A 10,760-nucleotide genomic window follows, 5' to 3' on the forward strand; every position below is an offset into this window, starting at 1 on the left:
CGCTCGTGACCGGGACGTGGCAGGCTCGCACTCGAAGGCCACCGGCAGCGGGAGTGGTACGCACCTTGGGAGGGACAGCGTGCACGTCGTGATCATGGGATGTGGTCGGGTCGGGTCGACGCTCGCCCACAGCCTGGAGTCCCGAGGGCACTCGGTGGCGGTGATCGACCAGGACGCCGACGCCTTCCGCCGGCTCGGCCCCGACTTCGCCGGGATCACCGTGACGGGGGCCGGCTTCGACGGCGAGGTGCTCCGGCAGGCCGGCATCGAACGCGCGGACGCCTTCGCGGCGGTGTCGAGCGGCGACAACTCCAACATCATCTCGGCCCGGCTGGCCCGCGAGACGTTCGGCGTGTCCCGGGTCGCCGCCCGCATCTACGACCAGCGCCGGGCGCAGGTCTACGAGCGGCTGGGCATCCCCACCGTTGCGACCGTGCGGTGGACGGCGGACCGGATGCTGCGACACCTGGTCCCGGAGGGCAACGTGGAGATTTTCCGCGACCCCACGAGCACGGTGTCGATCGTCGAGGTGCCCGTACACAAGGACTGGATCGGCCGACCGGTGCGGACGCTGGAGGACGCGACCGGGGCGCGGGTGGCCTACCTGATCCGCTTCGGCATCGGCACGCTGCCCACCGGCTCCACCGTCATTCAGGAGGGCGACCAGGCGTTCATGCTGGTCAGCGATGACATCGTGGCGACTGTCACGTCGGTGGCGGCGACGCCGCCGGAAGGAGGGCACTGAGCCATGCGGGTCGCCATAGCGGGCGCGGGCAACGTGGGCCGCTCGATCGCCCAGGAGTTGATCGACAACGGCCACCAGGTGATGCTGATCGAGCGTCAACCCAAGATGCTTCGCCCGGACCGGGTGCCGGCCGCCGAGTGGGTGCTGGCCGACGCGTGCGAGGTGAGCAGCCTGGAGGAGGCCGACGTCGCCGGCTGCGACGTGGTGGTCGCGGCGACCGGCGACGACAAGACCAACCTGGTGCTGTCGCTGCTGGCCAAGACCGAGTTCGCGGTGCCCCGGGTGGTCGCCCGGGTCAACCGGGCCGAGAACGAGTGGCTGTTCACCGAGCAGTGGGGCGTGGACGTCGCGGTGAGCAAGCCGCGGGTGATGGCTGCGCTCGTCGAGGAGGCGGTCACCGTCGGCGACCTGGTCCGGCTGATGACCTTCCGACAGGGCGAGGCGAACCTCGTCGAGATCACCCTGCCGCCGACCGCCCCGTACGTCGGTGAGCCGATCCACGCCGTGCCACTGCCCCGAGACGCCGCCCTGGTGGCGATCCTGCGCGGCAAGCGGGTCCTGGTGCCCAGCCCGGACGACCCGATCGAGGCCGGGGACGAGCTGATCTTCGTCTGCACCGCCGAGGTGGAGGACGCCGTCCGCGCGGTGATCCTCGGACCGGACAGCGTCGAACGGACCCGCGGCTCACGCTGACCCCACGGGGCTGAGCGGTCCGGCCGCCCGACGTCGCTCAGGCGCTGGGCAGCGGGGCCGGCGGTGTCTCCCGGGTGACCCGGCGCACCGTCCAGACCGTGATCAGCAACAGCAGCGCGTACGGCGGGTAGCCCAACGCCAGTCGGGCCACGCCCAGCGCGGTGTCCTGGTGGGCCAGGTAGAGCCCGGCCTGCACGCCCACCTTGGCCAGCCAGACCACGCCCCAGAGCACCGTCAGCTGGGTGAACGTGCGCACCAGCTTCGGGTCGGACCGCCACTCCGAACGGCCCTTGGCCACCAGCACCGACCAGATCCAGCCCACCAACGGCTGCCGGATCGCGGCCGAGACCAGCAGGGCGATGCCGTAGCCGATGCCGTAGAGGATGCCGGGAAGGTAGAAGTCACGCTCGTCGCCGGTGCGCCACGCGATGGCCGCGCCGACACCGACGCCGAAGAGCCCGTTGACGGCGTGTCGGATCGGTCGACGCTGGGCCAGCCGCAGCCCCGCGATCAGCACGGCGACCGCGATCGACGCGATCACCGCCGGGCGCAGCTCGCCGATGATGTTGGCGACGACGAACACCACGACCGGGATGCTGGACTCGACCAGCCCGCGCCAGCCGCCGAGCTGGTCGGCCATCTGCTCGGCGATCGTCGGCAGCGGCTCCTCGTCCTGAGGGTCGGTATCCGGCTGTGCCGCCCGGTCCTGTCCCGTCGTCATCGCCGGCCTTCCGTCCGCAGTGCCGTCACTTGGGCGTGTCCAGCTCGTAGTAGGGGTTGTAGATGACCTTGCGGTCGTCCCGCACGGCCACCCGGCCACGGGCGGTCAGATGCCGGCCCGGCTCGATCCCGGCGATGTGCCGTCGCCCCAGCCAGACCAGGGTGACCACGTCACTGCCGTCGTACAGGTCGGCCTCAAGGGTCGGCAGATTGGTGCGCGGCGTGTAGACCACGGTGCGCAGCCGACCGGCGACCGAGACCAGCTGACCCCGGGAACACTGCTGGGCGGGGATCCCGCCGCACTGGGCGCTCTCCCGACGCAGCTCCTGCGCGTCGATTTCGGCCTCGCTGGCGGTGAACCTCTGCAGGATGCGCCGCAGCGACACCCGGCCCTCGTCGGTCGTCATGACCTCCGCGTCACCCTCTCCACGCTCGCCGTCCCCGGCCGGCCCCGGCGGCGCCGGAACCGTGCCGCCAGCGTACGCCGACGGGGCTGGTTCCGGCGGGCCGGTGCGCGCCGGTCAGACCTGACGCGGCGCGGCGGCGGCGTCGCCCGCCTCGGCCTCGGCCTGGTCGGCGATCTCCCGAGGCAGCCGCAGCGGCAGGGGCTCGCGGACCGGCTTCGCCTCCTGCCCACGGTCGACCACAAGGCCGTCCAGGCACTCGACGAGCGGACCGGCCATGGCCGGGTCGGTGGCCACCGGGCCCTGGAAGACGCCCCGGACCATCCAACGCGGCCCGTCGATTCCGACGAACCGCAGGTTCGTCGCGCCGTCCGGCGTGTTCACCTGTGCGTGCAGCTCGGGGCCGTACTCGCCGGCGACCTCCTGCGCGCTCGCGCCGTCGCGGAGCAGCGACTGCCGGATCTCCTCGCGCACCTCGTCCCAGATGCCCTCGGACCGGGGGGCGGCGAAGACGCCCAACTGGAGCGCGTTGTCACCGTGCACCAGCACCACCTGCTGGACCACACCCTGCGGGTCGGCCTGCACCCGCACCTCGACGTCGGCGATCGCCGGGATGTGCAGGCTGCCCAGGTCGAGTCGCTGCACGTCGTCGTAGCTCTCGGAGATGTCGTACGGGCCGCGCTCCAACGTCGGCGTCGCATCGCCCTGGTCCGGGCCCTGGGTGGCCCGCTCGTCACGGGTCTGCCGCTCCGCGTCGGCCCGCTTTCGGGAGAAGATCACTGCGCCTGCCCTCCGCTGTTCACACTCACCCTGCCACCTCTTCCGTCTGCCCGCGGCCCGGCTCGCTCGGCCGCCGCTCGACCCGGTCCTGGCCCGTCGGCGACGGCACCAGCCCGGCGTGCCCACCGGTGGACCCGTGCCCACCAGCCCCGCGCCGGGACGCGGGCAGCTCGACCACCGGCTCGAACCGCGCCCGCGCGACCTGCTGGACGACGAGCTGAGCGATCCGGTCGCCGCGGGAGATCTTCGCCGGCACATCCCGATCATGATTGATCAGGTTGACCAGGATCTCACCCCGGTAGCCGGCGTCGACCGTACCGGGCGCGTTGAGCACCGTCACGCCGAGCCTGGCCGCCAGACCGGAGCGGGGATGGACCAGGCCCACGTACCCCTCCGGCAGCGCGATGGCCACGCCGGTGGGCACCAGGGCACGGCCGCCAGGTGGCAGCTCCACGTCCGCGGCCGCCACCAGGTCGGCCCCGGCATCGCCGGGATGCGCGTACGTGGGCAACGGCAGCTCCGGGTCGAGCAACTGCACAGGCACGGGTACGACGTCGGTCACGGGTCCCCTCTTCCGTCCGGTTCGCGGGGTGACCCTGCCATCCTGCCGGTTCGTCGAGCCGCCGTGCGCCGTACCCTCGCAGGAGTGAGCATGTCGCCCTCCCCGTCCGCCGATCAGCCGCCGGTCACCGCCCGCTCGGCGTACACCGAGCGGTTGGATCTGCCCTGGTGGCTGTGGCTGGCCGGGCTGGTGGCCGCCGCGTTGCTGGCCGTCGAGATCTGGATGGGCGCCTCCGGCGTCCGCGCCTGGCTGCCGTTCGCCGTGCTGGTGCCGCTCACCGCGGTGGGGCTGTGGTGGCTGGGCCGGATCCGGGTCGCGGTTGCCGACGCCGAGCTGCGGGTGGACGACGCCCGCCTGCCGGTCCGTTTCGTGGCCGACGTGGTGCCGCTGGACGTGGCCGGCCGACGTGAGGTGCTCGGCGTCGGCGCGGACCCGCTCGCCTTCGTGGTGCAGCGACCGTGGATCGGCGGCGCCGTGCAGGTGATCCTCGACGATCCCGCGGACCCGACCCCGTTCTGGGTGGTGAGCACCCGCCACCCGGTCGAACTGGCCGAGGCGGTGCTGACCGCACGGGACGCCCTGTCGGCCTCCCACCCGACGGCGGGCGAGCCGGGCTGACCCGACGCCGAAGGGCGCTCAATTGGCGGTCCGACGCCGAAGGGCGCTCAATTGCCCGTCTGACGCCGAAGGGCCCGCTCAGGTGCCGGTCGGCGGGCCTGGGAGGGCCGCCGGTGGCGCGGGCCGGGCGATACCCCGCCGGCGCAGGTCCACCTGGAGTTGCTCGGCCATCTGCTGGGTGGCGCGACGGTTGAGGAAGCTGGCTACCGCCGCCCCGGTCAGGAACGGCCCGAGCGTGGTGAGGTTGCGACCGAAGCGCCGCAGCAGCATGTCCCGCAACTCTTTGCGGGCGGCGGTGCCGAGCACCGCTCCCACTCCCACGCCGGGCACCATCGGGTTGACGCCGCGTTGAGTGGCCCAGGAGTGCACCAGCGCGACCGCCCGTTGACTCCCGGCGGCCGGTAGCGCCACGCCGTGGATCTCGTGCAGCTCTCCCACGAGTTTCAGCTCCACCGCCACCACGGCCACGGTCTCGGCGGCCAGCAGCACCGGCGCGGAGAGCAAAGTCGGGGCCACCGTCCACTCGACGGCCGCGACGCCCCCACCGGCCGCGCCGATGGCGGCGGTGGTCCTCGACGCGTTACGGATGAGCCGGTCGGCCAGGGCGGTGTCGTCCAGGCCGGGGAAGTGCTGGCGCAACGTGTCCAGGTCCCGTACCGGCACGTGCGGGGCGATCTCGGCGACGGCGTCGACCATCCACCGCACGGCGGCGCGGGGCTTGAAAAGGTCGGAGATGCCCCGTGCACGGGCCTGCCCGACCATTCGGGTCAGTAGTTGGCGGCGTCGGGCCGGCGCGATGTCGTCCGCGGTCAACGCCGCGACGGTGGCACCGAGGTCGTCCGAGCCACCGTCGCCACCGAGGTCGTCCGAGCCACCGTCGCCACCGAGGTCGTCCGTGCCACGGGTGGCACCAAGGTCGTCCGTGCCACGGGTGGCACCCAGGCCGTCCGTGCCGCCTTCGGTGGTGCCGCCTCGATCGCTCATCGGACCTCCCGGTGCTGTGGCTACCCGCTACGAGTCAAGCAGGTACCCACCGCGGCCGCATGCCTACACCGGCAGCGGCGACCCCGTTCAGGAGGCCGCCGCCGGTGTTGTCGTGCTTCTCAGACGCACTCGCGGCAGATCAGCTCGCCGTTACGCTCGACCGCCAGCTGGCTACGGTGGTGGACCAGGAAGCAGCGGGCGCACCGGAACTCGTCCTGCTGCATCGGAAGCACCTTGACCGTGAGCTCCTCGTCGGCCAGATCGGCACCGGGCAGCTCAAAGCTCTCGGCGACCTCGGCCTCGTCGACGTCCACCGCGCCCGACTGTGAGTCGACGCGCCGTGCCTTGAGCTCTTCCAGGCTGTCCTCGCCGAGGTCGACCTCGTCGCGACGCGGGGCGTCGTAGTCGGTGGCCATCGGTTTCACTCTCCCATATCGATGTTGTCGCTTCCGGTTGTAACGCCGGACGACGCTGTTTCGGTTCCGCTGGCCGGCCATCACTTGTGTCGGGCACCCGACCCGAGGACCGAACGGGTCGAGCTCGCTGGGGCGACTGCCCTGCGAGCGCGGAACCTTACCCCCCCTTGGGCGAGGCATGTATACCGCCCTTGCGGCTGAGATGTACGCCCCCGCACGCGAGATTGTTCCCAATGTGATTCAGGCGACACGAAGATAGGGGTAGTAGTACCCGGTTCGCGGTCGGCGCGCCGGCATGTCGGGCTGTTTCCACGCGACGGCCGGACAACCGTTAACCTCAGCGGCGTATTCGACGGCCGGCGGCCTGAGCGATCGTTCCCGGCCGCCACCACCCACTGAGGTTCCGGGGAGAGCCCTGATGAGTTTTGCGCGCGTGCGAGCACTCGTCGTCGTCGGCCTGCTGGCGATCATCGCCCTGGTCTTCGTCGTCGTGGCCGTGGTCCGCGACAGCCAGGGCAACGTGGGCACCGCGGCGGGTTGCCCCGAGGGCTGGCCGCTGGCGGATCTGACCCTGCGCGAGCGCAAGGACGTCAAGATCAACGTTTTCAACGCCACGGATCAGCCCGGCCTCGCCCACACCGTCGCCGACGAGTTCAGTAATCGACAGTTCCAGGTCAAGAAGACCGGGAACGAGAAGAAGGTCGACAGCGTCGCGGTGCTGCGGTACGGCCCGAAGGGCGTCGGTTCCGCGCACCTGCTCCAGGCGTACTTCCTCAACAACGCGGTGCCGGGCTACGACCCGAAGCGCGCCGACGACACCGTGGACGTGGTGCTGGGCAACCGCTTCCAGCAGCTCGCCACCACGACCGAGGTCAACCAGTCGCTCGGCGACTCGGGCCCCCCGGAGGCACCCAAGGGCGCCTGCCCGTCCCCACCCGCCAAGTGACGGCGTAACCGGTCCCCCGCAGCGCCGGCCGGCGACCCGTAGCGACCCGGCCCACCGGTCAAAGCCGGGCCCGCCTGTCAAAGCCGGGCCCGCCGGTCAAAGCCGGGCCCACCACCCGGAACCGGGTGTCGGAGGGCCGGAGCCGGCCGCTCGGAGCCGGCCGACCTGGTCCGCCGGTCAGGGACCGCCGGAGGCGTCCAGCGCGGCCAAACGGTCGTGCAGCGGCGCGAAGAGCGCGGGCGGGGCCGCGACCACCAGGTCCGGCCCTGGCGGCCGACCGGCCAGGCCAGCGACCCGGACCCCCGCCTCGGCGGCCACCAGCCCGCCAGCCGCCAGGTCCCAAGCCGCAAGACCCTTCTCGAAGTACGCGTCGAGCCGCCCCTCGGCGACCAGGCAGAGGTCCAGCGCCGCGGCGCCGAGTCGCCGAATGTCCCGTACGTGTGCGATCAGCCCGGCCACCACCTGCGCCTGGTGCGCCCGACGGCCGGCGTCGTACCCGAAGCCGGTGCCGACCAGCGCCTGCCCCAGGTCCGCCTCGCCGGAGCAGCGCAGGCGCGCACCGTCGCGCCAGGCCCCGCCTCCGGCCGTGGCGGTCCATTCCTCGCCGGTGCTGACGTTACGCACGACGCCGGCAACCACCACCCCGTTCACCTCGGCGGCCAACGAGACAGCGGAGTACGGCAGCCCGTAGAGGTAGTTCACAGTGCCGTCGATCGGGTCGACGATCCAGCGCACTCCGCTATGCGCCGCGCCGGCAGCTTCCTCCCCGTACTCCTCGCCCAGCACCGAGTCGTCGGGGCGTAGCGCGGCCAACGCGGCGAGGATCTGCCGCTCCACCGCGCGGTCGGCGGCGGTGACCACGTCGGTGACGGTGCTCTTGGTGGCGGCGACGACGACCCCCTCGGCACGCATCCGGTACGCGGTGTCCGCCGCGTCCCGAGCCACCTTCACCGCGATGGTCAGCAGCTCCGACGGTGTCGTAGCCGAGTTGGTCATGATTCGCCTCTTTCCGCACTCCGAGTGCATGTGGGTGGGTGAACTACCGACCCAGCCTCGGAAGATCATCGTTCCCGACGCCGTACGACGGCACCAGAGCAGGATCTTCGGCGCCGGAATCCGCTGCGAAGTGGGCGCACCGCACCGTCCTCGCAGCTTGACCGGCCGACCTCCGGCAATATGCCCCTTTAGGTTGGTAATGTCGCTTAAGTGCTTACCACCCCGTCCACGCTCGGCTCACAACCGATGCCCAACCGCGACCTGGTGAGGACGCCACCGGCCAGGCCGACAACGACCCCGGTGATCCACACGCGCGCCCTCGCAACCGCCACGTCGACCACGTACTGCCTGCTCAAACGGCAGTTCGGACACGTTCTGCGCGCCACCCGGCGCGACGACGGAAGCCCTTCGCCGGCCGCGCGGCTATCATTACCGCGAAGCCCATATCTCCACCCCACCGACGGTCCCCACCGGCGGTACGCGGTGCGGAGCAGGATGATCGCCGCAGACGGCGTTACAATTCACCCCTGCCCACGCGGCACGGACCGCCGACCACCGGCCGGACCGTGACACGAGGGTCCCTCAACCACATCGCCCGGCACGGTAACCCTCGCTGCGCTGGACGAACCCGCCGTGCCCGCTCTTCGCCTCCGGAAGGTCATTCGTGACAGAACCCCGCCAGCCCGGCGCCGACGTTCGCTCGCTCACCGACACCCTGATCGCCCACGCCCAGAGCGCCGGTGGTCAGCTCACGTCGGCTCAGCTCGCGCGCACCGTCGAGTCCGCCGAGGTGACTCCGGCCCAGGCCAAGAAGATCCTGCGGGCGCTCTCCGAGGCGGGAGTGACCGTCGTGGTGGACGGCTCGGCGAGCACCCGTCGCCGCGTCGCCGCGGCCCGCTCGACCACGCCCGCGTCCCGGGCCACCACCGCCAAGACCACCAAGAAGGCCGCCGCGCCGGCTCCGAAGCAGGCACCCGCCGGCGACGACGCCCCGGCGACGTCGGCCCCGCGCAAGGTGGCCGCTCGCAAGGCGACCGGCGCCGAGGCCGCAATGGCGACGCCGACGAAGGCGACCAAGTCGACCCGAGCCACCAAGGCGACGGTGGCAGCGGCTGCCGGGGCCAAGCCGACCAAGGCTGGCGGCAAGGCCAAGGGCGAGGGCGCCGAGGGCGAGATCGACCCGGAGGAGCTGGCCGCCGCGATCGAGGACGTGGTGGTCGAGGAGCCGGCCGAGCTGGCCCAGGCAGCCGAGACCGACGCCGCCGCCTCGGCGACCGACAACGACTTCGAGTGGGACGACGAGGAGTCCGAGGCCCTCAAGCAGGCGCGACGCGACGCCGAGCTGACCGCCTCCGCCGACTCCGTCCGGGCGTACCTGAAGCAGATCGGCAAGGTTCCGCTGCTCAACGCCGAGCAGGAGGTGGAGCTGGCCAAGCGGATCGAGGCCGGGCTCTACGCCGCCGAGCGACTGCGGGCCGCCGACGAGGGCGAAGAGAAGCTCGTCCGGGAGATGGTCCGTGACCTGGGCTGGATCTCCCGCGACGGCGAGCGGGCCAAGAACCACCTCCTGGAGGCGAACCTCCGACTGGTGGTGTCGCTGGCCAAGCGCTACACGGGCCGTGGCATGGCCTTCCTCGACCTGATCCAGGAGGGCAACCTCGGTCTGATCCGGGCCGTGGAGAAGTTCGACTACACCAAGGGCTACAAGTTCTCCACGTACGCCACCTGGTGGATCCGGCAGGCCATCACCCGCGCGATGGCCGACCAGGCCCGCACCATCCGCATCCCGGTGCACATGGTCGAGGTCATCAACAAGCTCGGCCGCATACAGCGTGAGCTGCTCCAGGACCTGGGCCGCGAGCCCACTCCGGAGGAGCTGGCCAAGGAGATGGACATCACACCCGAGAAGGTGCTGGAGATCCAGCAGTACGCTCGGGAGCCCATCTCACTGGACCAGACCATCGGCGACGAGGGCGACAGCCAGCTCGGCGACTTCATCGAGGATTCCGAGGCCGTCGTCGCCGTCGACGCCGTCTCGTTCTCGCTCCTGCAGGACCAGCTCCAGCAGGTGCTGCAGACGCTCTCCGAGCGTGAGGCGGGTGTGGTACGTCTGCGCTTCGGCCTGACCGACGGCCAGCCGCGGACGCTCGACGAGATCGGCCAGGTCTACGGGGTGACCCGGGAGCGGATCCGGCAGATCGAGTCCAAGACGATGTCCAAGCTGCGTCACCCGTCCCGGTCGCAGGTCCTCCGGGATTACCTGGACTGAGCGGGTTTCGTCAACCGAACGTGTCGTTTTGACCACCTGGTGTGCAACACCAGATGGTGATCGTCCGGATGCACGAATGTGATCGTTGACGTGGCACCCTGGGTGCACGGCACACTGTCCCTTCCAGGTGTGACCTCGGTCCCCCGCGGGCACACAGGGAAGGCAGTGCCTAGTAAGGGTGTTGCACGATAGGTGAGCAACGACCGAAGAGATTGTTCATCGGTGACGACCAGAGGAGGAAGGCGATGACCCCGACCCTCACGCCGCCGCCCGTCACGGCGGCTCCCCCAGCCGCCGATGAACGGTGCGACCGCTGCAATGCTGCCGGGAAGCTCCGGATCACTCTGGCGGGTGGGAGCGAGTTGGTGTTCTGCGGGCACCACGCGAACAAGTACGCGGAGGATCTCGTGAAGATCACCGAGCGGTTTGCAACGGAGCCCGATTTCAGCTGGCGTGGCGCCGATCTGATGGCGAACTAAATCCGCAAACCGACATAGCTGACCGGAGGCACCCCGAGGGTGCCTCCGGTCAGCTCTTTCTGTCTGGACACCCCCGCGCCCCGCGCCCCGCGCCCCGCGCCCCGCGCCCCGCGCCCCCCCCCCCCCCCCCCCCCACCGCGCAACAACC

At 71.3% G+C, this 10,760-nt stretch carries 13 protein-coding genes; 6 read left to right on the forward strand and 7 right to left on the reverse strand.

Annotated elements, in window-relative coordinates; translation table 11 throughout:
• Window positions 1-79: 79 nt before the first annotated feature.
• Both AB0B68_RS21085 and AB0B68_RS21090 read left to right on the forward strand, forming a co-directional pair.
• On the forward strand, window positions 80-745 hold the full coding sequence (locus tag AB0B68_RS21085) for a TrkA family potassium uptake protein (protein WP_355009344.1): 666 nt from the start codon (window positions 80-82) through the stop codon (window positions 743-745).
• Window positions 746-748: 3 nt separating this feature from the next.
• Window positions 749-1,438 (forward strand): TrkA family potassium uptake protein, encoded by a 690-nt coding sequence (locus AB0B68_RS21090; RefSeq protein WP_357198503.1) that lies wholly within the window; start codon window positions 749-751, stop codon window positions 1,436-1,438.
• Between the two features lie 37 nt (window positions 1,439-1,475).
• On the opposite strand, the gene AB0B68_RS21095 is transcribed toward AB0B68_RS21090, so the two are convergent.
• The 4 genes from AB0B68_RS21095 to dut all read right to left on the reverse strand — a co-directional run bounded on the left by AB0B68_RS21095 (window position 1,476) and on the right by dut (window position 3,904).
• Window positions 1,476-2,159 (reverse strand): DUF3159 domain-containing protein, encoded by a 684-nt coding sequence (locus AB0B68_RS21095; RefSeq protein ID WP_357198506.1) that lies wholly within the window; start codon window positions 2,157-2,159, stop codon window positions 1,476-1,478.
• Between the two features lie 25 nt (window positions 2,160-2,184).
• Complete coding sequence (locus tag AB0B68_RS21100) at window positions 2,185-2,565, reverse strand: OB-fold nucleic acid binding domain-containing protein (RefSeq protein ID WP_357198509.1); 381 nt, start codon at window positions 2,563-2,565, stop codon at window positions 2,185-2,187.
• A 114-nt stretch (window positions 2,566-2,679) separates the two neighbouring features.
• Complete coding sequence (locus AB0B68_RS21105) at window positions 2,680-3,342, reverse strand: DUF3710 domain-containing protein (RefSeq protein ID WP_357261931.1); 663 nt, start codon at window positions 3,340-3,342, stop codon at window positions 2,680-2,682.
• A gap of 25 nt (window positions 3,343-3,367) precedes the next feature.
• Window positions 3,368-3,904 (reverse strand): dUTP diphosphatase, encoded by a 537-nt coding sequence (gene dut / locus AB0B68_RS21110; protein WP_355009340.1) that lies wholly within the window; start codon window positions 3,902-3,904, stop codon window positions 3,368-3,370.
• Window positions 3,905-3,994: 90 nt separating this feature from the next.
• Between dut and AB0B68_RS21115 the strand changes: the two genes are divergently transcribed.
• Window positions 3,995-4,522, forward strand: a complete 528-nt coding sequence (locus tag AB0B68_RS21115; protein ID WP_357261955.1) for a DUF3093 domain-containing protein — start codon at window positions 3,995-3,997, stop codon at window positions 4,520-4,522.
• 78 nt (window positions 4,523-4,600) lie between these two features.
• On the opposite strand, the gene AB0B68_RS21120 is transcribed toward AB0B68_RS21115, so the two are convergent.
• Together AB0B68_RS21120 and AB0B68_RS21125 are read right to left on the reverse strand one after the other, a co-directional pair.
• On the reverse strand, window positions 4,601-5,506 hold the full coding sequence (locus AB0B68_RS21120) for a hypothetical protein (protein WP_357261934.1): 906 nt from the start codon (window positions 5,504-5,506) through the stop codon (window positions 4,601-4,603).
• A 119-nt stretch (window positions 5,507-5,625) separates the two neighbouring features.
• The gene (locus AB0B68_RS21125) at window positions 5,626-5,922 is read right to left on the reverse strand and encodes a DUF4193 domain-containing protein (RefSeq protein ID WP_007075406.1); all 297 of its coding nucleotides are present in this window, start codon (window positions 5,920-5,922) and stop codon (window positions 5,626-5,628) included.
• 433 nt (window positions 5,923-6,355) lie between these two features.
• On the opposite strand from AB0B68_RS21125, the gene AB0B68_RS21130 reads away from it, so the two are divergent.
• Window positions 6,356-6,868: a LytR C-terminal domain-containing protein gene (locus AB0B68_RS21130; RefSeq protein WP_355009418.1), complete on the forward strand. Its 513-nt coding sequence runs from the start codon at window positions 6,356-6,358 to the stop codon at window positions 6,866-6,868.
• A gap of 177 nt (window positions 6,869-7,045) precedes the next feature.
• On the opposite strand, the gene AB0B68_RS21135 is transcribed toward AB0B68_RS21130, so the two are convergent.
• The gene (locus AB0B68_RS21135) at window positions 7,046-7,864 is read right to left on the reverse strand and encodes an inositol monophosphatase family protein (protein ID WP_357261937.1); all 819 of its coding nucleotides are present in this window, start codon (window positions 7,862-7,864) and stop codon (window positions 7,046-7,048) included.
• 664 nt (window positions 7,865-8,528) lie between these two features.
• Between AB0B68_RS21135 and AB0B68_RS21140 the strand changes: the two genes are divergently transcribed.
• Window positions 8,529-10,133 carry an RNA polymerase sigma factor gene (locus tag AB0B68_RS21140; protein WP_355009337.1) on the forward strand — a complete coding sequence of 535 codons (1,605 nt, stop codon included), beginning with the start codon at window positions 8,529-8,531 and terminating at the stop codon, window positions 10,131-10,133.
• Window positions 10,134-10,378: 245 nt separating this feature from the next.
• Window positions 10,379-10,612 (forward strand): hypothetical protein, encoded by a 234-nt coding sequence (locus AB0B68_RS21145; RefSeq protein ID WP_091402071.1) that lies wholly within the window; start codon window positions 10,379-10,381, stop codon window positions 10,610-10,612.
• The last annotated feature ends 148 nt before the right edge of the window (window positions 10,613-10,760 follow it).

The sequence above is a fragment of the Micromonospora sp. NPDC049049 genome (assembly GCF_040649115.1).
In the GTDB taxonomy this organism is placed as follows: Bacteria; Actinomycetota; Actinomycetes; order Mycobacteriales; family Micromonosporaceae; genus Micromonospora.